Source organism: Streptomyces sp. NPDC057682, assembly GCF_042799575.1.
GTDB lineage: Bacteria > Actinomycetota > Actinomycetes > Streptomycetales > Streptomycetaceae > Streptomyces.
The window spans coordinates 94,129-120,037 of sequence record NZ_JBHVIN010000001.1 but is presented as its reverse complement, the minus strand read 5'-3'; the positions used below and the strand labels follow the sequence as shown (position 1 = coordinate 120,037).

The following is a 25,909-nucleotide window of genomic DNA, read 5'->3' as shown; positions in this document are numbered from 1 at the left end:
GGCACGACGCCCCAGGTCGCGGCGGGCGCGGGCCCGTTGGCATCCGGTGCGGGAAACCGTCCGACACTGTCCCGGAACCGCCGTCTCTGTCGCAGCGGCCCTGCAGAATTGTCCGTGATCGGTAACCGTGCTATCCCGAAGGCCTGTTCGCATGTCTTGATGGGTGCACGGCATCGGTGAGGGCGACAAAGGGGCGGGGCGGACATGGCGAAGCACAAGGGCAGAGCAGGGCACTTCCGGCTGATGGCCGCGGCGCTCGGGGTGACGGCACTGGCCGCGGCGACCTCGCTGTGGACCGCGCAGGCCAACCCGGCCGACGGCAAGCCGCAGGCCGGTATCTCCTCGCCCGCCGCCGAGCACCACGAGGAGGCGGAGGGGGACAAGGTCGTCAAGGTCGCGGAGGACATCGCGCACGCCTCGGACCGCGGCGAGCACGGCGTCAACATCACCATCGACGACGGCCCCGACCCGCGCTGGACCCCGCAGGTGCTGGAACTCCTCAAGGAGAACAAGGTCAAGGCCACGTTCTGCATGGTCGGCACGCAGGCCGAGGCCTATCCGAACCTGGTGAAGGCGGTCGTGGCCGGCGGGCACAAGCTCTGCAACCACACCGTCTCCCACGACACCGCGATGGACAAGAAGTCCGAGGCGTACCAGTCGAAGGAGATCCTGGACGCCGAGCGCATGATCACCAAGGCCTCCGGCGGGGTCCGCCCGCAGTACTACCGCGCCCCGGGCGGCGCGTTCACCCCGTACAGCCGGCACCTCGCCGCCTCCCACGGAATGCGCCCGCTCGGCTGGAACGTCGACTCCAGGGACTTCGAGCGCCCCGGCGTCGACACGATGGTCGCCACGGTCAAGCGCGAGATCGCCAACGGCCCGACGGTCCTCTTCCACGACGCGGGCGGCGACCGCTCCCAGACCCTGGAGGCGCTGCGCCAGGTCCTGCCGTGGCTGCGCGAGCAGGGCTACGAGTTCGGCTACCCGGTCCGCTGACCCGGGCGCCCGCCGCCGTATCGCATCACCACCGCCCCGACCGCCTGACGGACGCCCCCGTCAGGCGGTCGCGCGTGCGAGCACGTCCGTCAGTTCGGTGAGCCGCTCGATCCGCAGGTCCGAGCCGTCGGCCCGCGGTGACGGGCCGCCCGTGTAGAAGTCCACGCCCCGGTCCAGCCAGACCCCGGTCAGCCCGGCCCGCACGGCCGCCCGCGCGTCGCCCTCCAGCACATCGCCCACATTGACCGCCCGCGCCGGATCCACCCCCATCCGCGCACACGCGGCCCCGTACGCGTGCGGCTTCGCCACCCCGAGTTCGGCGGGCGTCAGCACCGCCTCCACATGGTCCAGCAGCCCGAACCGCTCCAGCTTCGCCCGCTGCTGCCCCGCGTTCCCGTTGGTGAGCACGGCCAGCCGGGGCCGCCCCTCCAGCCCCCTCAACTCCTCCAGGCACGGCAGCACATCGGGATAGCACCGCCAGTTCTCCGCGAACGGCGCCAGATACCGCTGCGCGATCCACGCGTCCAGCCCGTTCCCGTCCGGCACCTCCTCCCCCAGCACCGGCAGGAACGCCCGCAGCCGCCGCCGGTGATGCTCCCCGAACGAACACTCCCCGGCCAGGTACTCCCCCATGTGCCGGGCCTCCAGTGCCCACCACAGGTCCGCCAACTCCCCCGGCGGGGCCGTCGCGTTCGGGGACTCGCGGGCGATCCGGCCGATGGTCTCGAAGACCGCGCCGCGGTGATCGACGAGGGTGCCGTCGAGATCGAGGAAGATGACGTCCGCCATGGGGCGATCATCCCCGGGGCCGGATGTCGGTGCCAGGTCGCACACTGGAACTCCTGCCGCACGACCGACGTTCGCGCACGGATGGAGGGAAGGCCATGGACTGGCACGAGACCGTCGCCCGGTACGCCTGGGCCGAGAGCGACGACCTGATGGCGTACACGTTCTCGGTGATCTCGGGCGCGACCGAGGACGACGTGGTGCGGGCGTTCGGCGGGGACCCCGGGGACACGCGGCGGATGACGTTCGACGAGGCCGCCGACGAGTCGGCGGAACACCTCTACCAGGACCATGCCCTGCTGGGGGTCGTCACCTTGGACCGGCACGTCCTCACCGTCGAGTCCGGGTACCACGGCAGTGTTCCGGAGATCGCCGAGCGTGCGTCGGCCGGCGGGGGAGAGTTCTTCAGCGTCTATACGTCGGTCAACGGAGTCCACCAGGTGCTGTACGCGGTGGACGGCAAGGTGGACGGCATGGTCGACCCGGCGGATCTGGAGGACGCCGCGTGGATGGACCCCGCCCCTGTGATCCCCGGATGGGCCCAGGGCGTCGACTTCCATCTGGAGAGCGTGTGCGCCGAGTCGTTCGCACTGATGGAGCGCGTGACGGGGGCGGTGGTGGACCCGGGGTGGCTGACGGCACCCCTGCGCACGGTGCGCCTTCCGCCGCTCGACGTGCTCCTCGGCGATCAGGGGACGACTCAGCCGTCCTGAGGAGCGGCCGGAAGCCGGCCCCTCCCGGAACCACCCGCCCCCGCCCCACGTCATGAGGATCATGGAACTGGCCGGAAGCACCATGGGCGACGATCCGTCCTGGGGCGAACTTCTGTTGGGGTTCGTGATCGTGGGGGTGGTCCCGCTGGTGATCGGCGGGGCGGTGCTGTTGAGCGTGATCGGGTTGGCGATGTGGGCGACTGCGCCGTTGCGGCGGCGGGCGCGGGAGCGGGCGGAGGCGGTGGAGCCCGGCGCGGAAGGGTCCGCGCCGGGATCCGGTTCGTGAGGTGAGGCGGGTGCCTCGGGGGCGGGTCAGCGGACGTCGACCGCCTGGATGATCTGCTGGGTGACGGTGCCGCCCTTGTCGTCCTCGGCACCGGCCTTGAGGGAGATCGAGGCCGCGTCGCGCGGGACGTTGAGGGTGCCGGTCCAGGAGGCGCCGGAGCCCTTGAGGGGGACGGACTTCCAGGTGGTGCCGTTGTCGTAGGAGACCTGGAGGGTGCCGCCGCTCAGGGTGCCGGTGCCGGCCGCGCCCTTGACGTACGCGGCGGAGAGGCCGATCGGGAGGCGGGTGCCCGCCTTGACCGTGCCGGCGAGGTCCGTGTCGAGGGCGTAGTCGAGGTTGATCAGCGGGAGGAAGGTGTACCGGTCGTCCGGGGTCTCGGCCGAGCGGAAGGTCCACTCGCTGTGCGCGGTGGTGCCGATGCCCCAGACCTTCGGGTCGAGTGCGGTGTCGGTGGCCACCTTGAAGGGCAGTTCGGAGCCGTCGGTGACGCCGAACTGGGCGGTGCTGCCCAGCCTGCGGCCCGCGCTCTCGCCGTCGACCCAGGCCTCGGTGTACTGGGTCGTCCCGGCCGCCGCGCTGTACGGGTCGCCGAATCCGGTGTGGTCGGGGCCGGAGTCGCCCCAGCCGGGGATGTTGAACTGGAGGGAGTTGCCCCGCCGCTGCTGGCCCCAGCCGAGACCGCTGCCGCCGTACGGGTGCCAGACCGGCTTGAACCAGTTCAGCTCGGTGCGCCTGCCCGCCGGGTAGGTGACCAGGCCGCTGCGCTGTTCCAGGCTCTCGCCGATGTTCACCGACTCGTGCCACTGCTGGCCGTCCTCGACCGACACGTAGTCCGTGCGGTGACCGGGGAACGTCCGCGCCTCCTGGAAGCCGCCCGCGACCCGGAAGGACGGGTCGACGGAGTAGCGGAACTCGGAGCCGGCGGCCTTCTTGTTGCCGTAGTAGGTGCTGTCGACGGTGGCGAGCTGGTTCGCGCGCGGGGCGAAGACCAGGCTGCGGTCCGGGATCGCGCCCCGGTAGCCCTTCGACAGGTCGTAGACGTAGTCGAGCGTGTCGCGCGGCGTTCCCGTCGTCTCGGCCTTGCGGCCTTGGCGCTCCATGGTCAGCAGCCGGGCGAAGTCCGCCGCGTCCACGCTGGTGATCTGGAGCGGGCGGTCGTTGCCCGCCTCGTCGTAGAAGACGGTGTTGAGGCGTCCGGGGGCGTCGTCCGTGAGGAACAGCGCCTTGGCGCCCGCGTCCTGCGCGGCCTGGGCGATCTGTGCGGGGGAGAGGGTGCCGTCGACGTGCACGAGGGCGGCCCTGCCCTTGACGTTCCGGCCCGCGTAGTCGGCGGGCGCCCCGGCCCCGGCGTTCACCAGGGCCAGCCGGTTGCGGCCCGGGAGCACGGTGGAACCGGGCTGGTTCCAGGACTCCTCGACGCCCTTGGTGACGACCTGCGGCTGCCCCTCGCGCCAGGTGGTGCGGAAGGCGTACGTGCCGTCGGTGACCTTCTCGGTCGGCGCGGCGAGCAGCGTGTCGTACTTGATGGGCATGAGGACCATGCCGAAGACGTCGGTGCCGCCCGCGTTGCGGTCGTACTGGATCAGCGTCTGGTGCGGCTCGGTGTCCTTGGCGACCCTGGTCCCGACCTCGCGGAGCGTGCTGCCGTCGAGCGTGACCTCGCGGTCGCCGGTGAGCGTGATCTCCGGGGAGGAGAGGTAGCCGAGGCCCAGGGAGTCCTTGCCGTGGGTGCCGGGCACGTCGAGCAGTGTGTCCAGGTAGTACGAACCCGGCTTGAGGCGCAGCTGGACGGTGCCGGAGTCGCCGACCTCGGCGCTGCCCGGGAGGGCGCCCTTCGCGAGCTGCATGAAGCTCAGCCCGGCGGCCGTCGGCTTTCCGGCCCGGTCCTTGACGTGGACGGTGAGGGTGTAGCGCTCCTCCTCCTTGACCAGGCCGAACGCGGTGTGCGCGACGACCGTGCCGCCCGAGGTGGCCGTGATCTGCCCGGAGTTGGTGCCGACGGCTCCCTTCGCCCCGTCGCCGGTGACGGTGGTGGAGGCGGTGCCGTGCGCGGGCACGGTCAGCTTCCGGTCGGCGAGCGTGGCGAGGCCGGCGGCGCCGCCCTCCACGGCGAGGTCCAGTTCGACGGCGGTGTCGGAGGCGTTGGAGTAGGTGACGGTCCGGGTGACCGGCTCGTTGTCCTCGTACGGCCAGGCGTACATGCCGAGGTCCACGCTGCCGGTCGCGGTGACCTGCGCGGCGATCGCGTCCGGGACGGAGACCCGGCCCGCGCCGATCGCGTACGCCGAGGCGTCCAGCCGCTTCGACGAGGACATCAGCGCGTCCTTCAGCTGCCGCCCCGTCCAGTCGGGGTGCTCCTGCGCCACCAGCGCGGCCATGCCCGCGACGTGCGGCGTCGCCATCGACGTCCCGCTCATCGTGGTGTACGCGCCGGAGCCCTCCACCAGTGAGGAACGGGCGGCGAGGATGTCCACGCCGGGTGCCGAGACGTCCGGCTTCAGGCCGTTGTCGCCCAGGCGCGGGCCCTGGCTGGAGAAGCCGGCCCGGCGGTCGTCCGCGTCCACGGCGCCGACCGTGAGCGCGGAGTCGGCGGCGCCGGGCGAACCGATCGTGCCCGGGTTGTACGCGTTGCCCGCCGCGATGACGAACAGTGCGCCGGTCTCCGCGGAGAGGGTGTTGACGGCCTGGGCCATCGGGTCGGTGCCGTCCGAGCCGGTGTCCGAACCGAGCGACATGGAGATGACCTTGGCCTTGATGTCCTTGGCCGCCCACTCCATGCCCGCGATGATCTGCGACTCGTCGCCGTAGCCCTCGTCGGAGAGGACCTTGCCGACGGCGAGGGTGGCGTCGGGGGCGACGCCCTTCTCCTTGCCGTCGGACGCGGCGCCGGAGCCGCCGACCGTGGACGAGACGTGCGTGCCGTGGCCGTGGCGGTCGGCGACCTCCTGGCCGGCGATGAACGACTTCGACTCGGTGACGCGCGAGGCGAGATCGGGGTGCGAGGCGTCGTAGCCGGTGTCGAGGACCGCGACCTTCACGCCCTTGCCGGTCAGCCCGGCCTCCCACGCCTCGGGCGTGCCGATCTGGGCGTTGGACTCGGCCATGTCGGCCTTCACCCGGCCGTCCAGCCAGACCTTGCCGATGCCGGAGGAGTAACCGGCCTTCGCGGTCAGGCCGTTCCAGAACGCGCGGCCCTTGTCCGCGTCGAGGGCGGCACCGCCGATGGCGCCCAGTGTGCGGGTGCGCTCCGCGCCGCGGGGTGCGGCGGCGGCGCTGCGGGCGGCCTTGCCGCGGTAGGTGACGATCAGCGGGGTGGCGTCGGCCTTCGTGTCGGCGAGCCCCTGCTCCAGCAGGCCCGTCACGTCGAAGAGCCGCCGGTCGAGCGTGCCTGCGGCGAGATACGGCCGGGCCTCGTCGGGTATGACGCTGATCCGTCCGTCGACGACCTGGGTGCGGACGAGTCCGTCCACACCCTGGGGACGGGTGACGTCGACGGTCTGCCGGCCGCCGCCGATGTCCGTCACGGTCACCTTGTCGCCGGTCACCAGCGTCACCGTGTGGGCGGCGCGGGCGGCCTTGGTTGCCGGGGCGGGCGCGGTGCCCTGCACGGCCGGTGCGGCGGAGGCGCCGGCCATGGGCAGGAGCGCGAACGCGAGCCCGGCCGACAGCAGGGCCGCGCCGTGTCGCGCGGTACCTCTTGTCATCGTTGCCCTCTCCTCGTAGCGGCGCCGGGCGAGGGGTGTCACCCGGCGTTGCGACGAGTGTCCGGGCGGTGATCGGCCCGCACGAGGTCCCTGACCTGGCGGGAAACTGCCTCGGCATGTTCCCGCCAAGACCGGTCACGGCAGTGGGACGGGGCGTGGACGGGAGGGAGGAGACGGGAGGAGGGGGACAGGAGGGGCGGAACGGGAGGGGACAGGAGGGGGAACGGGAGGGGTGGAACGGGAGGGGCGCAACGGTGACGGCCGGGGCGGGCCCGGGGCGTTGTCCGGCCCGTCCCGGGCGGGCCCGGGGGCGTCCGTCGTCAGGACAGCCCCGGGCGGGCCCAGGGGTTCAGACGGTGGGCGCGTCCGCCGGCACCGGGCCCGGGGCCGTCCGCGCTCCCGCGGTGACGACGGGGCGGCGCCGGGCGGGCAGCCCCATGGTGGGGTTGGCGACGCCCCAGGCGGCGCCCTTGCAGACGACCTCCTTGTAGAAGGCGGCCAGCCGGCCCGTGAGGGCACGGTCGACGGAGCGGTCGTCGGCGGTGACGAACTGGATCAGCCCCTCGCCGCGACCCAGCGAGACGCACTGGTTGAAGTAGCGGAGCGGGACCTCGGGGACCTTGACCCCGGTGAGACGGGCGGCGATGGCGTCCGCGGCCTGCCAGGCCATGGGCACGCCCGAGGCGCAGGACATGCGCAGCGGCTTGTCCTCGGCACCGAGGGCCCGTGCGGCGTCGCCCACGGCGTACACGTCCGGGTGCGAGACCGAGCGCATGGTGCCGTCGACGACGATCCGGCCGTCGTCGGCGAGCTCCAGGGCGGTGCTCCGGGCGAGGCCGTGGGTGGCGAAGCCGGTGGTCCACACGGTGACGTCGGCGGGCAGGCTCCGGCCGTCGGCGGTGGTGACGTGGTTGTACCCGACGGAGTCGACGGCCGCGTGCTCGTGGACGGTGATGCCGAGCCGCCCGGTCACCTTCCGCAGGTGGGCGCGGCCCTTCTCCGAGAGCCAGTCGCCGAGGGTGCCCCGCACGGCCAGCGAGACGTCGAGCCGGGGGTGGGCCTCGGCGATCTCGGTGACCGCCTCCACCCCGGTCAGCCCGCCGCCGACGACGACCACGGACCGGCCGTCCGCCAGGGCGGCCAGCCGGTCGCGGAGCCGCAGCGCCCCGGCGCGCGAGGAGAGTTCGTGGGCGTGCTCGGTGGCGCCGGGGACGCCCCCGTCGTTCCAGCCGCTGCCGAGGGCGTAGACGAGGGTGTCGTACTCCAGAACCTCCTCGGCCCCCGGCTCCGGGCCGTCCGCGGCGGCGACCGTCACCGCCTTGCGCTCCACGTCCACGGCGGTGACCCCGGCGAGCTTCAGCCGGACGCCGGTGCCGGCGAACATCGCGCGGAAGGGGCGCGCCTTGAGGTCCTGGCCGGCCGCGAGCTGGTGCAGCCGGACGCGCTCGACGAAGTCGGGCTCGGGGTTCACGAGGGTGATGGTCACGTCCTCGGGGCGCAGCCGCCGGGCGAGACGGCCGGCGGCGATGGCTCCGGTGTAGCCGGCTCCGAGGACGACGATGCGGTGCTGCATGTCCGTGCTCCTGTCTGGGCGGTCCGCCGTGGTTCGGCGTCGTGTCACCCCCTGAACCGGACAGCGCCCCGATCCCTGACAGCCTTGTGGTGTGACCCGCGCCACACCACCGAATCCGTGCGGTGGACGATGCCGTTGCCCCAGGTCAGAGCCTGTACAGGGGCTCGTCCCCGCCCCGTGTGGCGGTCCATCGCTCGGTCGCCCGGACGAGCTTGTCGGGATTGACCTGGCTGAGGATCGACACGATGCCGTCCGGGCCGACCTCCAGGCAGCTGATGCCGATGACCCGCCCCTCGACGGTCACGACGAAGGCGGGCATCCCGTTGGCGGTCGTCGCGTGGAGCTCCGGCACGCCGCCGACCAGGGCCCGCTTGGACTTCCCGGGCTTGAAGATCCCGCGCAGGAACGTGGCGACCGCGACGGCCCCCACGAACCCCTTCGCACGGGCCGGCACCTTGCCGCCGCCGTCGCCGACGGTGAAGGCGTCGTCGGTGAGCAGCTGGATGAGGGGTTCCGTACGCCCGCTGGTGGCGGCCGCCAGGAACTCCTCGACGATCCGCAGCGCGGCGGCCTCGTCGATCTCGGTCCGGGCACGGCCCTCGGCGACGTGCTTCTTCGCCCGGTGGAAGATCTGCTGGCAGGCGGATTCGGAGAGGTCGAGGATGCCCGCGATCTCCTTGTGCGGATAGCCGAACGCCTCCCGCAGCACGTACACCGCCCGCTCGTTGGGCGTCAGCCGCTCCAGGAGGACCAGCACGGCGTACGACACCGAGTCGCGCTGCTCGGCCGTGTCGGCGGGCCCGAGCATCGGGTCCCCGGCGAGCAGCGGTTCGGGCAGCCACTGGCCCACGTACGTCTCGCGCCGGGCCCGCGCCGAAGTCAGGGCGTTCAGGCACCAGTTGGTCAGCACCTTCGTCAGCCAGGCCTCGGGCACCTCGATCCGCCCCACATCGGCGGCCTGCCACCGCAGGAACGTCTCCTGCACCGCGTCCTCCGCCTCGGCCGCCGAACCGAGCAGCCGGTAGGCAATGGCTTCCAGGCGGGGCCTGGCCGCCTCGAACCGGTCCACATCATTCACGGTCAGCGCCATACCGGGATGGTAGGGCCTGCCACCCGGACGGCGCGTGGGCGAGCGGCTGTCGGCGTGGTCACACGGGGACGGACGGCGGCTGTGGCCGTACGGGGGTCGCCGCCGTGGTCCTCCGCGGAAATCCGGTGGGCGGCGGCCCGGGCGGCCTGCTGGGATGACGCCATGACGCATCCACCGCTCCCCACCGCCCCGGCCCCCGTGTCCGTGACCTTCCCCGTCAAGGTCCGCGATCTGACACCGGCCGATCTCCCGCACTGCGGATGGTCGGGCTCGGCCCGCCATCTGGTGCACGTGGAACACGAGTTGGTCCGTGCCGAGGCCGGCGAGGTCGACTACCTCGCGGTGTGTACGCCGGCGGACCTCCCCGTGGCGATCGGCGGCGTCGACTACCGGGCCAGGCCCGGCGCCGGCACCCTGTGGCAGCTCGGTGTGATGCCGGCCCTCCAGTCCTGCGGTCTGGGCACCGTGCTCGTCCGCGCCGCCGAGGCCCGCATCACCGCGCGCGGTCTGAGCCGCGCGGAACTCGGCGTAGAGGAGAGCAACCCGCGCGCCCGCGCCCTGTACGAACGCCTGGGGTACGTGGCCTTCGGCAGCGAACCGGACGCCTGGGACGTGGAGGAACCGGACGGCACCCTGCGCCGGTACGAGACGATGTGCACGCTGATGGGCAAGGACCTGCCGTAGCAGGCGACTTGTCCGACGAACCCGGGGGAAGCGTGACCGCACAGATATGGACCTCTCTGCTCGCCCTGGCGGGCGTGGCTCTCGGCGGCGGCCTGACCGCCTTCTCCCAGCGCGCCGTCCAACGCTCCGCCGAGCGGGCCGAGGAACGCCGCCTCACCACGGCCACCGGCGAGGCCCGCCGCGCCGAACAGCTCCAGGCCGTCAAGGACTTCCTCGTCTGCGTCCAGGAAGCCGAACGCCGCGCCTACAGCCGCCCGGAGAACTGGGGCGACGACGAGACCTGGTACAAGGCGACCTCGGACGCCATGACCGCCCTCTGGATCGCCGAACGCCACCTCGCCCTCCTCTGCGACCCCCTCCTCCACGCCCCGACCCAGGCCTACGCCCGCGCCCTCAACCAGGCCGTCTGGCGCGAGATCGGCGACGCCGAGGTCAACGAGCACGTCGACCCCCACAAAACCGCCTTCATGACGGCGGCCCGCGCGAGCCTCAATGCGGTGGGGGCGGGTGGGAGGCGGGGCAGCGAGGAGCCCCCGACCGCGACCGGTGCGACCGGCGGCTGATGTCGAGGGCTCGGGCGGTTCCCTAGCGCAGGGGCTCTGCCAGTACGCCGCAGTAGCGCTTCGTCACTGCGTCACGTCAGGGGCTGGCTGAGCGGCATCACTATCATGATGAAGCCCGAGCCGGCCAGGCAGAGAACGGTCGCCAGGATCTTGTGCACGTGCAAAGTCCCTTCCTTCTGTTCTGGGGTGAGGGCGGGACAGTACCAAAGTGTGAGACCGTAAGGGAATTTCAGGCCAAGGCTTGTCTGTGGCATATGCCAAAGTCATGTGTCGATTTTGGAAATCCGAGCGGAGTCATGAGCTCAGAGGCGGCGTCTGGATTCCTCGGTGCGGACTTGCTCGATTTCGCTCAGGCGCCGACCGATGGCACGCGCCTCCGCGGGGTTGTGGGGGCGTACCAGTGCGAGCGCCCGGTGCAGGGCTTCGCGGGCTGTGTCGAGGTCTCCAGCCGCGACCCGCACCTCGGCCAGCATGGTGTGGGCCTGCACCTCGTAGTGAGTCGCCCCGATGGTCTGCGCGATCGTCAGCGCCTCCCGGAAATGCCGTTCGGATTCTTCGGAATTCCCGAGCCGACCATGGGCCTTGCCCAATCCGATGAGGGTTTCAGCCTGGGACTTCCGGTCCGTGAGCTCTTCGAAGGAGGCGAGCGCGGTCCGAAGGACCGGAAGCGCGGAGGCGGGGTCGGGGGAATCGATCAGAGTCTCCGCGAGATTCCTCTGCACAGTGGCCCGGTCGTATCTGCTGCCACCGGATTCCAGGAGGATCAGCGCTTCTTCGAACGATTGACGTGCGCTGCTTTGCTCACCTAATTGCGACTGCAATTCACCAATGTTGTTCAGGCTTTTACCTGCCGAGACGATGTCGTTGGCCCTTTTGAAGTCGCGGAAGGCGTCGCGGAAGTGGGTGAGGGCCTGGTCGGGCTCGCCGACCAGGAACAGGGCAACTGCCACATTATTGCGGCTTCGGGCCTTGTCCCAGATATCGCAGGATGAGGCAACATTGATGGCCAGCGAAGCCTGAAGCAGCACCAGCGCCTGCCGGTTCTCCCCCAGGTGCCAACTCAGCGTCCCCAGACCCCTCAGCGCTTCCGCCTCCGCGGCCGCGTCCCCCGACGCGCGGGCGAGGTCGAGGGCGCGCTCGCCGGCCGTCGCGGCGTCCGCGTACTCGCCGATGCTCGCGTTGGCCGCGCAGAGGTCGATGAGGGCGTGGCGGAGTTCGGAGGGGTGGCCGCCGTCCGCCCGGTCCCAGTGGGCGACGGCGTGGTCGAGGAGCCTCGTGGCGTCCTGCCAGTGGCACTCGGTCTGGAGGAACCCGGCGACGCTGTACGCGAGCCGGGCGGCCGGTCCGGGGGCGCCGTTCCTGCGGGCGTGGTCCTCGACGGCGAGGAGGTTGGCGTGCTCGGCGGTCAGCCAGGCCCGCGCCGCGGCGGAGTCGGGCCAGAGCGGCGGGGGCAGCGGCGGGGGCGGCGTGGGCGGGGCGGGCCGTACGCGCCGGGGGTAGGCCATCCGGTCCGCGCGGTCGGCGGCCACGACGTAGAAGGCCGTGAGCCGGTCGACGGCCTGCCGGCGGTCCTCCTCGCCGTCCTCCGAGGCCGCCAGCCCGGCGGCGTACTCGCGCAGGAGGTCGTGGAAGCGGTAGCGGTCCGGCACCGGCTCTCGCAGCAGGTGGCAGGCGAGCAGCGCCTCCAGCACCCGTTCCGCTTCGTCCTGTTTCGTCCCCAGCAGGGCCGCCGCGGCAGCCGCGGTGAAATCGGGCCCGGGATGGAGCCCGAGACGGCGGAATGCGGTCCGCTGCGGTGGCGTCAGCGTGCGGTAGGAGAGGGCGAACGCCCGCGCCATCTCCTGTTCCTGGTCCGCGCTGTGGATCTCGGCCAGCCGCCCGGGACCGCGGGCCAGACGCTCCGCGAGGACCGTCAGCGTCCACGACGTACGGGCCCGGAAACGGTGGGCGACCAGTTCGATGGCAAGTGGCAGACACCCGCAGAGGCGGACGATACGACGCGTCTCCATGGTGTCGCGCGTGCGCTCCTCCCCGGCGAAGCCGCGGAAGAGCGCGATGGCGTCCTCCTCCGGCAACGCGTCGAGCGGTACCGACAGCGCATGGGGGATACCGGTCAGATGCCGGCGGCTGGCGATGATCGTCAGGGACGGCGAACCGCTCGGCAGCAGCGGCTCGACCTGCTCGGGGCCGGTCGCGTCGTCCAGGACGATGACCATGCGGCGCTCGGCCATCATGGTCCGCCACAGGGCCGTACGCCCCTCCAGCTCGGGCGGAATGGAGGAGGCCGACGCCCCCAGCAGCCGCAGCAGGGTGGCCAGCGCGGCGCGCGCGGTGAGCGGTTCCCCGGTCGGCGAGTGGCCCCGCAGATCGATGTACAGCTGCCCGGCCGGATAGCGCTCGGCGAGCAACTCGGCCGTGGCCACGGCCAGCGCGGTCTTCCCCACCCCGGCCATTCCGGAGACCGCCTCCACGGTGACGACCGATCCGTCCCGCGCCCCGTCTCCTCCGAGCGCCGAGAACAGGGCCCGCAACTCCGCGCGGCGCCCGACGAGTGCGGGCTGCACCGGGAGGTTGCGACGCGGCGGGATGACGGGCACCGGCGGTGCGACGGGCTGAGCGGGGGCGGTCCGGGGCGGGGACGTCTCCCCAGGGGACGCCTCCGCAGGGGAGGCGGCATCGTCCCCGGCGCCGGCGGGACGCGGAACCGGAGCGGGATCGGGGTCGGGATCGGGAATCGGAACCCGAACCGGAGCGGGAACCGGAACCGCGCCCCCCACCACGACCGGAACCGAGCCGGCGGCCGGACCGGAACCGGAACCCCCGCCCCCGGCCCTGCCTCCCCCGCCCCCCTCCACCAGCTCCCGCGCCGGAACGCGGGCCAGCACCCCCTGATGGATCAGGTTCAACTCCGCGCCGGGGAGTGCCCCGTACTCCGCCATGAGGGTCTTGCGGGCCCGCTGGTGCACGCGGAGGGCGTCGCCGTAGCGGCCGCTGCCGTAGTAGGCGACCATCAGCAGACCGAGGAGCGTCTCGTCGCCGGGGTGGGCGTCGGCCAGCGCGGCGAGTTCGGGGATCTGCTCGGCGTAGCGGCCCAGTCGCAGTCCGGCCGCGAGACGCGAGGTGGTGGCGGCGAGCCGTGATTCGGCGAGGGTCCGCCGTACCGTCGCTGCCCAGAACCCGGGGAGACCGGCCAGCGCCTCGCCCTGCCACAGGGCGTCCGCGCGGGCCAGGGACGCGACGGCACGGGCGTCGTCCTCCTCGGTACGGGCCGTGTCCACGAGGCGCTGGAAGCGCCGGCGGTCGACGGTGTCGGGCGAGGTGATCAGGGTGTAGGTGTGGGACCGCCCGTCGAGGACCGGGGCGTCCGGACCCGTACCGGCCAGGCGCAGCTTCCGGCGCAACCGGGAGACATAGGTGTGGGTGTTCTCGCGGGCACGTACGGGAGGATCGCCGTCCCAGAGCCGTTCGATCAGCTCACCGATGGCGACGGGGCGCCCCGCGTCGAGAGCGAGCGCGGCCAGCAGCATCCGTTCCTTGTCCGATCCGAGCGCCAGCCACTGCCCGTTCAGACGCAGTCCCACCGGTCCGAGAATCTGGATGTCCACCAGCGCCCCCGCTGGTCCGTCGGATGAAGCATGAGCATGGCACCGCGACGTGAGTTCCGCTATACGGTGCCGGGGCGCTCGAATGATCCGGCTCAATTCTGACGGTCATTCCATGGCGACTCGGGGTAGAACGCGAAAGAGTTCGGGCCAGTCGCCAATCGATCTACGGGGGCGAAGAGTTGACCGATGCGACGGCGGCCTCACCGGGTCCGCACCGAAATGAGATCGGTGGCGAGGCGACGCTCAATGGCCCCACCATTCAGGCCCGGGAGGTGCACGGAGGAATTCACCTCCATCCCGCGCCGGCGGCGCCCCCTCAGCCGGCCTCCCCTCCACCGCCTCGCCAACTCCTCCCGGTACCACCGCACTTCACCGATCGCTCCGCCGATCTTGCCGCGTTGGACGATCTTCGGGACAGCGGAATGCCGTTGATCGTCGTCAGCGGTCAGGCGGGAATCGGGAAGACGACCCTGGTGTCGAAATGGATGCGTTCCCTGAGCGCAGAATTTCCCCATGGGCAGTTCTATGCCGATCTTCGGGGTCATTCGGGAGGCGTGCCGGTGGGACCGGGGGAGATCCTCGGCCAGTTCCTCCGGGCGCTCGGCGCGGGACCTCCCCCGGCGGACCCGGTGGAAAGGGGTGCGCTGTGGCGGTCGCTCACGGCGGAGCGGCGGATCGCGGTCATGCTGGACAACGCGTTCACGGCCGCCCAGGTCAGACCCCTGCTCCTCGCCGGTACGGACGGTCTGGTCGTCGTGACCAGCCGGCGGCGGCTGACCGGGCTGCGGATGCAGGGAGCGGGCTTCCACCAGCTCGACGCGCTGGGCGCGGACGCCGGAATCGAGCTGATCACCCGGGGCATCGGCGAGGACCGCGTCGCCGGTGAAATCGCCTCGGTACGGCGGCTGGTGGCGCTCTGCGCCGGACTGCCGCTCGCGGTCTGCCTGGCCTCGGCCCGGCTCGCGACCCGGCCGCGGCAGTCGGTCGGCGCCCTGGCCGACGCCCTCGCGCGGAACGCCGGGGGAGACCGGCTGGCCGCCCTCGAAGTGGAAGGAGAGACCTCGGTGCGCACGGCCCTGGACGCCTCGTACGCGGTGCTGAGCGAGGAGACGGCGCGGCTGTACCGGACGCTCGGCCTGCTCCCGGTGCGGACCTTCGACGCGCTGACCGCCGCCGCGGCCTGCGGCGAGTCGCTGGACTGGGCGGAACGCCGCCTGGACGAGCTGGTCGAGGCCAACCTGGTGGAGGACGTCGGACCGGACAGCTGCCGTCTTCACGACCTGCTGCGCATCCACGCGCACGACCGTGCGGTGGAGGACGATACGGAGGCGGCCCGCGAGGAGGCGCTGAGACGTTTCTGCGACTGGAGTCTGTTCACGGCCACCGCCGCCCAGCAACGCCTGACCCCCGCGCAGTTCACCCTTCCCCGGGTCTACGCCCACCCGCCCGGCCCCGGTCTGCCGCTGCCCTTCGACGACGACGTCACGGCGCTCGGCTGGCTCGACGCCCACCGGACCCAGCTCCTGGACGCCGTGCGGCTCGCCTCGCGGAGCGGCTGGTACGACACGAGCTGGATGCTCACGGACGCCCTGTGGCCGCTCTTCCTCCGATTACGCCACTACGAGGCGTGGATCGAGGCCCACGGGATCGGCCTGGACGCCGCCCGCCGGGCCGGGAACCGGGAGGCCGAGCGCCAGATGCTCAACTCCGGGGCCATCGGGCTCGGAGCCGCGGGGCGCACCGAGGAGGCCACCGCCTGGTACCGGGACTCGCTGGCCGCCGCCCGTGCGGCCGGCGACGTCCGTGACGAGGGGCAGGCGCTGATGGGCCTCGGCGCATGCCACCGCGAGGCGGGCCGGCCGGACGAGGCGGTGTCCCATCTGAACCGCGCCATCGCCGTATGGGAGGAGTGCGGCTATCCGAGGGGCGCCGCCCTCGCCCGTACGACCCTCGGTGAGATCGCCCTCGCGGCGGGTGACCCGGAGGAGGCGTCCGCCTGTTTCGCGCATGCTCACGCCGCTCTGGTCGCCGTCAACGACCCGCACGACGCCGCGCGTTCCCTGGTCTTCCTGGGACGCGCGCGGGTTCGCGCGGGGGCGTACGCCGAGGGCGTGGCGAAGATGAACGACGCGCTGGCGGTCTTCACCGCCTCCGGAGCGGCCTTCTGGCAGGCGCGCGCCCTGGAGATGCTGGGCGACAGCGCGGCCGAGCAGGGCGACGCGCCGTCCGCAGAAGCCTTCCTCGCCCGTGCCCGTGCACTGTTCGCCACCACCAGCCCGGCGGACGCGCGCCGCCTCGCCGTGAGCGGGTGACCGGGGCGTGGGGATCGCCGGGTCCGGGCCGCCGACGCCGGCGGCCCGGACCCGGCACCTCCCCGTCCCCCGGCTCAGCGGGGCGCTCCCTCAGCGCGGCAACGGGGCCTCGCAGGCGTACGGCCACTCGCGGAGCGCCCGCCCCGCGACCAGCCATGCGTGCAGGCACGACGGAAGCAGCGACTGCTCCGCGTGTGCGGACCCGGCCGAGGGCATCGCGGAACGGCAGGCCACGACGACGAGACCCCCGTCCGTGGTGTCCGCACCGCACGCCAGAGCCCATCCACCCGCGCGGTCGACGCCGTCACCGCCCTTTCCCGGGTAACCGTCGGGGCGGATCAGCGGTACGGCGGCGAGACCGCACGCCGGGTGGGCGGAGAGGAGTTCCGCCAGCCGGCGGCGTGCCCCGGCGACGGAACGTGCCCGGCCGGCCTGGAGGACGTCCGCGCAGTCCAGCAGGGACACGTCCCGGCAGCTGTCGGGGTCGACGACGAGATGCTCGTCGATGACGGACGCGGGACGCCCCCGGCCAGCGGACCCCGGACGTACGCGGAGCGAAGGGGCGGCGACCGGGCCGGCCGACGCGGCGGCCCCGTGCCCCAGGCGCACGCGGAGCGACCCGTCGGCGCAGTGGGCGTACAGCACCTCGGGGAACGGTCGCGCCTCGACCCGCACGAAGCGCTTCACGCCGAGACCTCCCCGTATCCCGGTGTCCAGGTCGTCAGCGGCGGCGGCTTCGGCAGCGGGACGGTCACGGGCTCGTGGGCGGGCTGCCCGATCCTCAGGATCCGGTACATCAGCCGCCGCATGTTCCGGTTGAACCGGCCGGGCTCCGACGTGATGCGCGACCGGATCGGGGCGTAGTCCTCGTGCCGGTACTCGCGTTCCGCGTAGTCGAGCTGGTCCGGCAACGGGTGGGTGGGCGAGAGCGTCGGCGCCTGGGCGGCGAGGGCGGCGGCCGGCGAGGCGGGGTTGATCTCGTGCTCGGGCGAGGCGGCCAGCAGCATCGGCGCCCCCGTCAACGTCGCGTACATGCTCACGGAGCCGTGGTCGCCGATCACCGCGTCGGCCGCGATGAGGATGCTGCGCCAGTCCGCCTCGGGCGGTACGACCCCGAGCCCCAGCCGCGCGCACCGCGCCAGCCAGGACCGCACCTGGTAGGCGCCGTGCCCGGCCCACACATTGGGGTGGAGGAGCAGGGCCGTACGGTAGCGGCCCGCCGGCAACTCGCCGATGAGCCGGGGCAGCAGCGCGTCGAACCGTCCGAACGCGGAGCTCGCTCCCCACGTCGACACCGCCACGACGAGCTTCTGGCCGTCACCGATGCCGAGCGCGCGGCGGTACGCGGCCCGCAGCGGCAGGCTCGCCGTGATCCGGTCGTGCGCAGGGTCACCGATGACATGCGCCAGCGGCAGCACCTCCGGGCAGCTGCGCGCCAGTTCACGCAGCTCGTCCCGGTGCGGCACCCCCACGGCGGCCGGCGGCCGTCCGCCGGGCAGCAGATCCTGCCGCCGCAGTCCCGCCACCCCCGCGCCGGCCCCGCCGACGACCCGCTTCAGATAGCCGGCCCCGTGCGACAGCGTGATCAGCGGCGCGTCGATGTGCTCCACACCGCGCGGCCCCGCGGCGAGGGCCAGATCGAACGACATCCGGGTCGCCTGCTCCCACGGCAGCACCACGCTCCCCAGCCGCGCGAGGAAGGCGGGCACGTCGTCGCCGAACGCGTGCGGTGGCGCGGTGAACAGCACCTGGAGCCGGAAGTCCGCCTCCAGGAGCGACAGGACGTCGAGGAGCCTCTTCCCGTACGTCACCGTGTGGATGACCGCCAGGACCTTCTTCCGCCCGACCAGCGTCAGCCACTGCCGCGCCTCGGGCCCCTGCTCCGCCCCGGCGCTCTCCACGACGCCCGCCGCCACGCCTTCCCCGTCCACGCCCGGGGCGAACCTTCCCGCCGCGGTTGTACTCGATCCCGAACCAGTGGTGCTCAACGCCGTCATGGCGTCCCCCTGTTGAGTCGTTACGAGTGCCTGGAATCGCTTCCGTGGAGGGGATGCCCGGCCGGAGGGACGGAAGGCTCGACCGGACCTTGCGAGAACCTTGCCTAGGGCTGCCGGTCGCGGAAGCCCGACGGTTCAGGGCAGCAGAGCCCCGCAAACCGACAGCAGTGTCAAGCGTCCTGACGGAGCGTCAATCCCGCTCGTCGGGGGCGAGCCGGAACGTGGGGCTGGTGAAGTCCCGCCCCTGGAGCACGGGGCCGTTCTGCGTACCGCCGCTGATCGAGTTGTGGATCTCGTCGCCCGCTCCGCGCCGGGCCTCCCGCCACCACTCCTCCAGCAGCGCGCGGAACTCGCCGTCCAGCGCCGCCCGCACCCCGAGCGCGGTCGCCAGCGCCTGGGCGCGGAGCGGGTCGCCCGGCTGAGCGGCGAGCGCGGCGAGCTCCGGCTCCCCGGAACTGACCCCGGGCACCCCGTCGTCCGGCAGGCCGTCGTCCGGCGCACCACGCCGGAACGGCCGCCGCACCAGCGCCGTGAGGCCCTGCCAGGCCGACCGGCCCGCATCGCCGCCGACACTTCCGGCCAGGGCCGTGAGGGCGGCCGCGGTGATCGGGTCCATGCGGGGCTCCCTGGGCAGGCGGTGTCCTCCACCCTCAGGGTAGGCGCGGTGCCGGACCGCCGCCCCGGCCTTGCGACGGGTGGCCGGATCGCGCGGTGCGAGCAGTCGAGGGCGCCCCTCTCGTCCGTGACCCGGATCACTTCCCGGCCGCCGATGAATCCGATCATGCCCGTCGGTCATACGAGCGACACCAACGAGGCAAGAAGGGTTCCACCGTGACCGACACGCTCACCTCCCCCCGCATCTCGCCCCGCACCACCTCCCGTTCCGCGCCCTCCGCCCCGTCCGCCGCAGTACGCGCCACCCTGACCGCGGGCGTGGCGGCGGGCCCGCTCTTCCTCGCCGCCGGTCTTGTCCAGGGCGCCGCACGGGACGGCTTCGACTTCACCCGGAACGCGCTCAGCCAACTCGCCCTCGGCGAGGACGGCTGGATCCAGACAGTGAACTTCGCCGTCGCGGGCGCGCTGCTGCTGGCCGGTGCGGGCGGCTTGCGCCGAACCCTGCGCGGAAGACCTGGCGGAACCTGGGGGCCCGCCCTCGTCGCCGTGTTCGCCGTCTCCTTCTGGCTCGCGGCGGCGTTCCCCGCCGACACGGGGGCCGGCTTCCCGGCCGGAGCCGCCGAGGAGACCGTGATGACGGGCCACGGCACCGTCCACATGGCCGCCGGAACGGTCGGCTATCTCGCCCTGTGCGCCGCGTTCCTCGTCCTCGCCCGCCCTCTCGCCGCCGCAGGGCACCGCGGCTGGGCACGCGCCTCCCGTATCGTCCCGGTCGTCGTCCTCGCCGGGTTCATGGCCTCCGCCACCGCCGTCCTCGCCTTCACCTGCGGCGCCGGACTGGGCATGCTCTGGCTGAGCGCGATCACGACCCGCCTGACCACCGGCAGCACCACCACCCACTGACAACCACGTCCCCGGCCGCCCCTTTCCCGTCTCCCGCCTCTTTCATCTCTCCCGCCTCTCCCGTCTCCACCCTCTCCCGAAGGAACCGCCCCACCATGACGAACACCCCCGCCACCAAGGGCCCCGCCAGCTACTTCCCCTCCATCGAGAAGAAGTACGGCCGTCCGATCTCCGACTGGAAGGGCCTCATCCGCTCCTCCCCCCTCACCAAGCACATGGAACTCGTCACCTGGCTCAAGACCGAACACGCCCTCGGCCACGGCCACGCCAACGCCCTCGTGGCGCACACCCTCGCGGAGGACGCGGGGAAGTGAAGTCGGCCGGCCGGACCCCCAGTCGGATGTCCGGGGTGCGGCCCCGCTGGCCGGGCAGGTTCGCACCGTGGGAGTCTGTGCCCGCGTCGTCCGGCAGCCCGGGGGCCGCCCGCGGGGGCGGGGGCGAAGAGGCCGGCGCGCATCCATCGGGAGGGGACAACCACATGCGCAGACGTTTCGTACGGGGAGCCGCGCTGCTCTCCGGCCTCGTGCTCGCCTGTACCGGTCTGAACATCACGAGCGCGGGACCGGCCGCCGCCAAGGACGTGAACGGGTGCACGGTGGGGTACTGGTGCGGCTGGTCTCGCGCCGACGGCACCGGAACGCGGTACATGACGAACAAGAACGTCGCCGACCTCGGCAGCTGGGACAACAAGGTCCGGTCGCACGTCAACCGGACCAAGCTGATCGCGTGCACCTACGACGCCAAGAACTACAACGCGTCCGGCGGCTACTTCGCCGAGGAGCCCGCCGACGACAGCCTTGGCTGGAGCGCGCAGTACCCCCCGTCGATCAGCTCCATCAGGTTCGTCCGCACGGAGCGTGAGTGCGCCTACACCGCCTTTCCGTACTGGTACGCGGAGACCGCCCCCAAGGACCTGGGCTTCGGCGACATGAACGGCGACCGCAGGGCCGACGTCATGGTCCGCGACCTGGCGGGACGGCTCTGGCTCAGCTCCGGAAACGGAACCGGCCGGCTCGTCGGTTCGGGCGGCTGGAACGCCATGAACGCCCTCACCCGGCACGGCGACTTCAGCCGCGACGGCCGCGAGGACCTCATCGCCCGTGAGGCGTCCACCGGAAAGCTGTGGCTCTACCCGGGCACCGGCACCGGCTCCCTCGGCGCGCGCAGGCTCATCGGCACGGGCGGCTGGAACGCCATGAGCAACATCACCGCCTACGGAGACCTGACGGGCGACGGCCGTTCCGACCTCATCGCCCGCGAGAAGTCCACGGGCAAGCTGTGGCTCTACTCGGGCACTTCCACCGGAAAGCTCGGTTCCCGCAAGCTCATCGGATCCGGGGGCTGGAACGCCATGAACGCCCTCGCCGGCGTCGGTGACGCCACCGGCGACGGCCGCCCCGACCTCTACGCCCGCGAGAAGTCCACGGGCAGGCTCTGGCTCTACCCGGGCACTTCCACCGGAAAGCTCGGTGCCCGCAAGCTCATCGGCACCGGAGGCTGGAACGCCATGGCCAACCTCGTCGCCGTGGGCGACTTCACCGGCGACGGCCGCCCCGACCTCGCCGCGGTGAGCAACACCACCTTCGCCATCGACGGCTACAGCGGCAACCCCGGCTGGCTCGTCACCTACCCCGGACTGGGCAACGGCTCCCTGGGACGCTCCGAACTCACCAACGGCGACTGGTGGGGCCTGCACGGGTTCGCGTAGGACGGGGCCGCGCCTCTCGCGGACGCAGAACCATCTCCGAGCCCTTGCGCCCCGGCCGGGGCGCAAGGCGACAACGAGTTCGACGACCTTGCCGGGGCCCGTGACGGGCGTACGCGCCGCACCCTTATGCGTCCACGGGCACCGACGGGGTGACCCATTCGACGAACTGGACGACCACCCCGTTGGGGTCGGTGACCTGGAAGAGGCGTTCGCCCCAGGGCTCTTCGCGCAGCGGCATGGTGATCTCGACCCCTTCGCCGCGCAGCCGCTCCTCCTCGCCCTCGATGCCGGTGGCGGTGAAGGCGAGGATCAGGCCGGAGGCGCGCTGGTCGCGCTGTGCGGCCGGCAGTACCTCGTTGCCGCGTGCGAGCAGGACGATGTCCACCGCCGCGTCCTCACGGGACAGAAGGGCGAAGCCCTCGGCGGCCGCCTGCTCGGCGTAGCCGAGGTGAGCGGTGAAGAAACGCCGGGAGGCGGCGATGTCGTCGACGGTGAGCGAGACGGTGGAGGCGGTGATCTGCAAGGGCTTCTCCTTGTGAGTGAGGGGTACGGGACGCGGGTCGTTGGCTGAGGGGCCGTCAGTATCCGGACCGGCGCGGGAGATTGCGGGCCTTCACGGCGATGCGCCGGGCGGGCGCGGGCATGGGCGCGGACCGGGCGGGGTGCGGGTTCCTGAAGGGCGGGACCGGGGTGCGGTCGAACGGCACGGCCGGTGACGCTCCGGTGCTGACGGGCGTGATCTGAAGGGTGACGGGGTGGCGCTCGGGCATGGGGACTTCCTTTCCTCGCTCCGTACGAAACTTACGACGGGGGTAAAGTTAGCCCGATGTCGCCATGGGCGTCAACATAAAAATGCTACGGACGTAAGATTGCGCCATGACTACCGATGGAGCCTCGCCCCCGTCCCCTCCCGGCCTGCGCGAATCCAAGAAGCAGGAGACCCGCCAGCTCATCTCCGACGTCGCCACCGGCCTGTTCCTCGCCCAGGGGTTCGAGCAGACCACCATCGCCGAGATCGCCACGGCCGCACGGGTGGCGAAGAAGACGGTGACCAACTACTTCCCGCGCAAGGAGGATCTGGCCCTGGACCACCAGGACGCCTTCGTCGCCTCCCTCGCCGATACGGTGAAGGGCCGCCGCCCCGGAGAGTCGGCCCTCTCCGCCCTGCGCCGCGCCTTCGCCGACGCCGCGGCCGCCGCCAGCCCGGTCGCCGGCTTCTCCGGCCCCGACTTCGCCCGCATGGTCGCCGACAGCCCCGTCCTCACCACCCGCCTGCGCGACCTCCACGACCTCCGCGAAACCGCCCTGGCCGACACCCTGGCCGACACCACCGGAACCCCGCGCGACGCCATCACCCCCCGCACCGCCGCCGCCCTCCTCGGCGCGGTCCACCGCACCCTTTTCCAGCGCATCCAGGACCTCACCCTCGCCGGCCACGACAGCCCCCGGATCTCCGCCACCATCACCACCGAGTCGGATACGGCCTTCGGCCTTCTGGAGCCTTCGCTCGGCGAGTACGCCACAGCGTGAGGCGGCCGTTGTTCACGGGCGCTCCGAGGCCCCGGAGCGAAGGCCTTGAGTCGACCGGCCGAAGGCCCTGCGGTACGAACCGCGACGGCTCGGGTCCTCGCGCGCCGGGAGGGGGAGAAGGACCGGTACGACGTGCTGGTGGCCGAGGTGCTGCCGGCCCGGCCTCGCCGGTAAGGGGGCCGGAGAAGGGCAACCACCGGCGAAGAGCGAGAACCGGAGAAGGGCAGCAAGAAGGCCCCGGTCCACGACCAGGGCCGGCCGGCTGATCGGATCGGAAGGGGGTGACGCGGACCTGGTGTCCGCAGGGTGCGGTCGTGCCGTCGCTGCCGGAGGTCGGGAGGGCGACGGCTTTCGGCCGGGGCGTGCGGATACCGGTCAGAAGGGCGGTTCGCCCGTGCTGCCGTGTCCCGGCCGGCACCCCACGCGTGTGCGCCGCGGTCGTGTGCGGCGGGTGGCGTCCGGCCGACGTCGCCTCAGTCCGTGGTCGGCGGCTCTTCCGAAGCGGCGGCGCGGCGGTACTCGGCGTTGATGCGCTGGGCCTCTTCGAGCTGGTCCTCCAGGACCACGATGCGACAGGCGGCCTCGATGGGCGTGCCCTGGTCGACCAGTTCGCGGGCGCGAGCGGCGATGCGCAGTTGGTAGCGGGAGTAGCGGCGGTGGCCGCCCTCCGAACGCAGCGGGGTGATCAGACGGGCTTCGCCGATCGCGCGGAGGAAACCCTGGCTCGTGCCGAGCATCTCGGCGGCCCGGCCCATCGTGTAGGCGGGGTAGTCGTCGTCGTCAAGACGGTCGTACGAGTCGTCTGCTGTCACTGGCACCTCTCTTGTGGAACGCGTCGAGGGGCCTTGGTGCCACATGGCACCAAGGCCCCGAAGGAACTACTACACCACCTGCCGGTCCCGATGCGGCACCGGCCTTCTGTATCCGCAGCTCCGACCTGACCGCTGCCGGGAGTGCGGGGATCGCGGTTGCTTGACCGGAGACCACCTCACTATCGATGTCCTGCGGTACCCGGGCGGGCCGAAAGCTCCGTCCCGGGCGATCCTGATGGCGTCGGCTCCTCCGTTCTTCTCTCGGTGGTCAATTGGCCTGTCTGCGGGTACTGCGTACCGCGTTCACGGATACCGCGGCCGTCGTGACAGCGGTTCCGCTCCGGCGGCACCGGCGGCCCCTTGCCTTGGGCCACCCGGTCCGGTGGTCAGCCTCGTCGCCATCCTGCAACAGCCCCGGCTTCGGGACTCCACCGCCGAACCGTCCTGCGTGTACGTGCGTCACCGGCAGTTCGTCTCTGCCGGGCATTGATGCCTCTCTCGGTTACAAGAGAAACCCTAGCCAGGCCAGTAGGCAATGTCTACTCTGGCCGTAATAGATTTTCGAGTTCACCCCAAGGAGGTAATCGGCTTCGCCGGAGGAGTCGGCTCGTCCGCGGACTACCGGGCCGTCACCGTGGCCGCCGTTGCCCAGGCGTCTTCGGAGGGAGGCGGCAGGTCTCCGAGGGCGGCGGACGGCTCCCGGAGGACGACCGGCCGAGGGACGGCGGGCCGGTCCGTGCATAGGATCGGCTCTCATGTCGAAGCCTGACGAACTGCTCGTTGACATCGCCACACTGGTGGAGTCCGGGCACAGCAACCAGATGTCCCTGACCGTGGTCGTCGGTGGTGCTGTCATCACCGGCCGGCTGGCCCCCGAAGCCGTATGGCGGCAGCGGGTGTCGGAAGTCCTGACCGACTCGGCACAACTGGGTGAGTTCTCCGCCGTGTTCACCGCGGCGCCCCGGAGCGACGGGCCGCCCGCCCATCTGCACTTCCACAGGGCACGCATCCTCCAGGGGACGGTGGGGATCCCGGAGACGGGCGGTATGTACCGCGTCTCGATCACGGATGTCGGCGCCTGGACCATGGGCGACTTCACCTACTCCGGGCACTGACGTCGCGCGGAGGAACCCGCGGGTACGAGAAAGGGCCCGGCCGGCACATACCGGTCGGGCCCTCCCTCTCGGGTCTCGGCTCGCGCTCCCCGTCGTCCGGACGGCGTGCGGCCGGGCGCCCGGCCGGGGCCGGACGTCGTGAAGCGGTCAGGCGGTCGTGTGGCCGCCCAGCGTCTCGGAGGCGCGCTGCAGCGGGCTGCGCGCCGAGGCGGACGCAGTGGTCCGGGAGGCGCTGTGGCAGGTGAAGCCGAGCTTGGTCATCGCCCGGACGACTTCGTCGGCGGTGAAGTCACGACGGTCCTGGCGGGTGATGACCTCGCCGACCTGCTTGGCGGGGTAGACGCGACGGCCGATGGTCACGGAATCGCCGTTGACCTCCTCGGGCTTGATGTCCTTCATGGAGTTCAGGACACCGTCCTTCGTGAGCTCGAACGGGAAGCGGGCGATGACACAGCGCATGATGCCTCACAGGGAGAGGAAGGGGACGGGTGCACGGGGCGGCGCTTCACGGTGCCGGGGCGAGAACGCCTGGGGCGCCGGCGTTCCGGTCCACGACGAAGGGGGTGGCGGTCCGACGGTACGCCCCGTCCTCGGCCGCCGTTGTGGCGACTGGTGCGGTGTGCGGACGGCGGTGGCCCAGGATGTCGCGCAACTGGATCCGGTCCGAGTAGCCGGGGCCGTCGCGGACGACGGTGAGCTGGGCCCGGGTGACCAGTCCGGTGCACCGGCTGTCGTTGTCGCAGACCCTCAGATGCCCGGTTCCGGCACTGGTCATGACCGACAGGGCCACCTCCACGGTCATGTCGTCGCAGACCCGCGGTCCGGCCGTGTCCATGGCATCGGGCGCCGCGGAAGGGACGGAGCCCGCGTTCGTCGGATCGGGCTGATTCCGGAGCGATGTCATCACGTGCCTCCTG

General features: G+C 72.2%; 24 protein-coding genes. 11 read left to right on the top strand and 13 right to left on the bottom strand.

The window, feature by feature from the left end; translation table 11 throughout:
• The first annotated feature begins 204 nt into the window (after positions 1-204).
• Positions 205-996: a polysaccharide deacetylase family protein gene (locus tag ACFVDM_RS00580; protein ID WP_383630910.1), complete on the top strand. Its 792-nt coding sequence runs from the start codon at positions 205-207 to the stop codon at positions 994-996.
• Between the two features lie 60 nt (positions 997-1,056).
• Here ACFVDM_RS00580 and ACFVDM_RS00575 read toward each other — a convergent pair whose 3' ends face one another.
• The gene (locus ACFVDM_RS00575; RefSeq protein ID WP_383630907.1) at positions 1,057-1,785 is read right to left on the bottom strand and encodes an HAD family hydrolase; all 729 of its coding nucleotides are present in this window, start codon (positions 1,783-1,785) and stop codon (positions 1,057-1,059) included.
• Positions 1,786-1,880: 95 nt separating this feature from the next.
• Here ACFVDM_RS00575 and ACFVDM_RS00570 point away from each other — a divergent pair, with 95 nt between their 5' ends.
• Together ACFVDM_RS00570 and ACFVDM_RS00565 are read left to right on the top strand one after the other, a co-directional pair.
• Complete coding sequence (locus tag ACFVDM_RS00570; RefSeq protein WP_383630904.1) at positions 1,881-2,495, top strand: DUF6461 domain-containing protein; 615 nt, start codon at positions 1,881-1,883, stop codon at positions 2,493-2,495.
• 61 nt (positions 2,496-2,556) lie between these two features.
• The gene (locus ACFVDM_RS00565) at positions 2,557-2,781 is read left to right on the top strand and encodes a hypothetical protein (protein WP_383630901.1); all 225 of its coding nucleotides are present in this window, start codon (positions 2,557-2,559) and stop codon (positions 2,779-2,781) included.
• A gap of 26 nt (positions 2,782-2,807) precedes the next feature.
• On the opposite strand, the gene ACFVDM_RS00560 is transcribed toward ACFVDM_RS00565, so the two are convergent.
• The 3 genes from ACFVDM_RS00560 to sigJ all read right to left on the bottom strand — a co-directional run bounded on the left by ACFVDM_RS00560 (position 2,808) and on the right by sigJ (position 9,148).
• Positions 2,808-6,485, bottom strand: a complete 3,678-nt coding sequence (locus tag ACFVDM_RS00560; protein WP_383630898.1) for a S8 family serine peptidase — start codon at positions 6,483-6,485, stop codon at positions 2,808-2,810.
• 349 nt (positions 6,486-6,834) lie between these two features.
• Positions 6,835-8,058, bottom strand: a complete 1,224-nt coding sequence (locus tag ACFVDM_RS00555; protein WP_383630895.1) for an NAD(P)/FAD-dependent oxidoreductase — start codon at positions 8,056-8,058, stop codon at positions 6,835-6,837.
• A 145-nt stretch (positions 8,059-8,203) separates the two neighbouring features.
• A complete protein-coding gene (gene sigJ, locus ACFVDM_RS00550; protein WP_383630892.1) occupies positions 8,204-9,148 on the bottom strand; it encodes an RNA polymerase sigma factor SigJ in 945 nt (314 codons plus the stop codon).
• Between the two features lie 162 nt (positions 9,149-9,310).
• Here sigJ and ACFVDM_RS00545 point away from each other — a divergent pair, with 162 nt between their 5' ends.
• Entirely contained in the window at positions 9,311-9,832 is a 522-nt protein-coding gene (locus tag ACFVDM_RS00545) for a GNAT family N-acetyltransferase (RefSeq protein WP_383630890.1), read from the top strand.
• Positions 9,833-9,864: 32 nt separating this feature from the next.
• On the top strand, positions 9,865-10,395 hold the full coding sequence (locus tag ACFVDM_RS00540; RefSeq protein ID WP_383630887.1) for a hypothetical protein: 531 nt from the start codon (positions 9,865-9,867) through the stop codon (positions 10,393-10,395).
• Between the two features lie 302 nt (positions 10,396-10,697).
• Here ACFVDM_RS00540 and ACFVDM_RS00535 read toward each other — a convergent pair whose 3' ends face one another.
• A complete protein-coding gene (locus ACFVDM_RS00535; protein WP_383630884.1) occupies positions 10,698-14,000 on the bottom strand; it encodes a BTAD domain-containing putative transcriptional regulator in 3,303 nt (1,100 codons plus the stop codon).
• 422 nt (positions 14,001-14,422) lie between these two features.
• Here ACFVDM_RS00535 and ACFVDM_RS00530 point away from each other — a divergent pair, with 422 nt between their 5' ends.
• Positions 14,423-16,312: a tetratricopeptide repeat protein gene (locus ACFVDM_RS00530; protein WP_383630881.1), complete on the top strand. Its 1,890-nt coding sequence runs from the start codon at positions 14,423-14,425 to the stop codon at positions 16,310-16,312.
• Positions 16,313-16,402: 90 nt separating this feature from the next.
• On the opposite strand, the gene ACFVDM_RS00525 is transcribed toward ACFVDM_RS00530, so the two are convergent.
• The 3 genes from ACFVDM_RS00525 to ACFVDM_RS00515 all read right to left on the bottom strand — a co-directional run bounded on the left by ACFVDM_RS00525 (position 16,403) and on the right by ACFVDM_RS00515 (position 18,925).
• On the bottom strand, positions 16,403-16,999 hold the full coding sequence (locus ACFVDM_RS00525) for a hypothetical protein (RefSeq protein WP_383630878.1): 597 nt from the start codon (positions 16,997-16,999) through the stop codon (positions 16,403-16,405).
• The gene (locus ACFVDM_RS00520; RefSeq protein ID WP_383630875.1) at positions 16,996-18,243 is read right to left on the bottom strand and encodes a hypothetical protein; all 1,248 of its coding nucleotides are present in this window, start codon (positions 18,241-18,243) and stop codon (positions 16,996-16,998) included. The genes ACFVDM_RS00525 and ACFVDM_RS00520 overlap by 4 nt, the downstream gene beginning before the upstream one ends.
• Before the next feature lie 256 nt (positions 18,244-18,499).
• Positions 18,500-18,925, bottom strand: a complete 426-nt coding sequence (locus ACFVDM_RS00515; protein WP_383630872.1) for a hypothetical protein — start codon at positions 18,923-18,925, stop codon at positions 18,500-18,502.
• A gap of 215 nt (positions 18,926-19,140) precedes the next feature.
• Between ACFVDM_RS00515 and ACFVDM_RS00510 the strand changes: the two genes are divergently transcribed.
• From ACFVDM_RS00510 to ACFVDM_RS00500, 3 genes are all read left to right on the top strand, one after another.
• Complete coding sequence (locus ACFVDM_RS00510; RefSeq protein ID WP_383630869.1) at positions 19,141-19,827, top strand: DUF998 domain-containing protein; 687 nt, start codon at positions 19,141-19,143, stop codon at positions 19,825-19,827.
• A 95-nt stretch (positions 19,828-19,922) separates the two neighbouring features.
• Positions 19,923-20,141, top strand: coding sequence for a DUF4287 domain-containing protein (locus tag ACFVDM_RS00505; protein WP_383630866.1), 219 nt, complete (start codon positions 19,923-19,925; stop codon positions 20,139-20,141).
• Between the two features lie 164 nt (positions 20,142-20,305).
• On the top strand, positions 20,306-21,535 hold the full coding sequence (locus ACFVDM_RS00500; protein WP_383630863.1) for an FG-GAP-like repeat-containing protein: 1,230 nt from the start codon (positions 20,306-20,308) through the stop codon (positions 21,533-21,535).
• Positions 21,536-21,659: 124 nt separating this feature from the next.
• On the opposite strand, the gene ACFVDM_RS00495 is transcribed toward ACFVDM_RS00500, so the two are convergent.
• Positions 21,660-22,058 (bottom strand): VOC family protein, encoded by a 399-nt coding sequence (locus tag ACFVDM_RS00495; RefSeq protein ID WP_383630860.1) that lies wholly within the window; start codon positions 22,056-22,058, stop codon positions 21,660-21,662.
• 55 nt (positions 22,059-22,113) lie between these two features.
• Positions 22,114-22,305 carry a hypothetical protein gene (locus ACFVDM_RS00490; protein WP_383630857.1) on the bottom strand — a complete coding sequence of 64 codons (192 nt, stop codon included), beginning with the start codon at positions 22,303-22,305 and terminating at the stop codon, positions 22,114-22,116.
• A gap of 106 nt (positions 22,306-22,411) precedes the next feature.
• Between ACFVDM_RS00490 and ACFVDM_RS00485 the strand changes: the two genes are divergently transcribed.
• Complete coding sequence (locus tag ACFVDM_RS00485) at positions 22,412-23,065, top strand: TetR/AcrR family transcriptional regulator (protein WP_383630854.1); 654 nt, start codon at positions 22,412-22,414, stop codon at positions 23,063-23,065.
• Positions 23,066-23,538: 473 nt separating this feature from the next.
• Here the strand turns inward: ACFVDM_RS00485 and ACFVDM_RS00480 are convergent, their stop codons facing one another.
• Positions 23,539-23,877 carry a MerR family transcriptional regulator gene (locus tag ACFVDM_RS00480; RefSeq protein WP_383630851.1) on the bottom strand — a complete coding sequence of 113 codons (339 nt, stop codon included), beginning with the start codon at positions 23,875-23,877 and terminating at the stop codon, positions 23,539-23,541.
• A 755-nt stretch (positions 23,878-24,632) separates the two neighbouring features.
• On the opposite strand from ACFVDM_RS00480, the gene ACFVDM_RS00475 reads away from it, so the two are divergent.
• Positions 24,633-24,992, top strand: coding sequence for a hypothetical protein (locus ACFVDM_RS00475; protein ID WP_383630848.1), 360 nt, complete (start codon positions 24,633-24,635; stop codon positions 24,990-24,992).
• Positions 24,993-25,139: 147 nt separating this feature from the next.
• Here ACFVDM_RS00475 and ACFVDM_RS00470 read toward each other — a convergent pair whose 3' ends face one another.
• Complete coding sequence (locus ACFVDM_RS00470; protein ID WP_383630845.1) at positions 25,140-25,451, bottom strand: SCO5918 family protein; 312 nt, start codon at positions 25,449-25,451, stop codon at positions 25,140-25,142.
• Positions 25,452-25,497: 46 nt separating this feature from the next.
• A complete protein-coding gene (locus ACFVDM_RS00465; protein ID WP_383630842.1) occupies positions 25,498-25,896 on the bottom strand; it encodes a hypothetical protein in 399 nt (132 codons plus the stop codon).
• Between the last annotated feature and the right edge of the window lie 13 nt (positions 25,897-25,909).

Coding starts and splice junctions, on each gene's coding strand:
- ACFVDM_RS00565 (WP_383630901.1), top strand. CDS start 2,557: ATGGAACTGGCCGGAAGCACCATGGGCGACGATCCGTCCTGGGGCGAA.
- ACFVDM_RS00580 (WP_383630910.1), top strand. CDS start 205: ATGGCGAAGCACAAGGGCAGAGCAGGGCACTTCCGGCTGATGGCCGCG.
- ACFVDM_RS00560 (WP_383630898.1), bottom strand. CDS start 6,485: ATGACAAGAGGTACCGCGCGACACGGCGCGGCCCTGCTGTCGGCCGGG.
- ACFVDM_RS00490 (WP_383630857.1), bottom strand. CDS start 22,305: ATGCCCGAGCGCCACCCCGTCACCCTTCAGATCACGCCCGTCAGCACC.
- sigJ (WP_383630892.1), bottom strand. CDS start 9,148: ATGGCGCTGACCGTGAATGATGTGGACCGGTTCGAGGCGGCCAGGCCC.
- ACFVDM_RS00505 (WP_383630866.1), top strand. CDS start 19,923: ATGACGAACACCCCCGCCACCAAGGGCCCCGCCAGCTACTTCCCCTCC.
- ACFVDM_RS00545 (WP_383630890.1), top strand. CDS start 9,311: ATGACGCATCCACCGCTCCCCACCGCCCCGGCCCCCGTGTCCGTGACC.
- ACFVDM_RS00485 (WP_383630854.1), top strand. CDS start 22,412: ATGACTACCGATGGAGCCTCGCCCCCGTCCCCTCCCGGCCTGCGCGAA.
- ACFVDM_RS00555 (WP_383630895.1), bottom strand. CDS start 8,058: ATGCAGCACCGCATCGTCGTCCTCGGAGCCGGCTACACCGGAGCCATC.
- ACFVDM_RS00475 (WP_383630848.1), top strand. CDS start 24,633: ATGTCGAAGCCTGACGAACTGCTCGTTGACATCGCCACACTGGTGGAG.
- ACFVDM_RS00500 (WP_383630863.1), top strand. CDS start 20,306: ATGCGCAGACGTTTCGTACGGGGAGCCGCGCTGCTCTCCGGCCTCGTG.
- ACFVDM_RS00570 (WP_383630904.1), top strand. CDS start 1,881: ATGGACTGGCACGAGACCGTCGCCCGGTACGCCTGGGCCGAGAGCGAC.
- ACFVDM_RS00465 (WP_383630842.1), bottom strand. CDS start 25,896: ATGACATCGCTCCGGAATCAGCCCGATCCGACGAACGCGGGCTCCGTC.
- ACFVDM_RS00515 (WP_383630872.1), bottom strand. CDS start 18,925: ATGGACCCGATCACCGCGGCCGCCCTCACGGCCCTGGCCGGAAGTGTC.
- ACFVDM_RS00530 (WP_383630881.1), top strand. CDS start 14,423: ATGCCGTTGATCGTCGTCAGCGGTCAGGCGGGAATCGGGAAGACGACC.
- ACFVDM_RS00470 (WP_383630845.1), bottom strand. CDS start 25,451: ATGCGCTGTGTCATCGCCCGCTTCCCGTTCGAGCTCACGAAGGACGGT.
- ACFVDM_RS00575 (WP_383630907.1), bottom strand. CDS start 1,785: ATGGCGGACGTCATCTTCCTCGATCTCGACGGCACCCTCGTCGATCAC.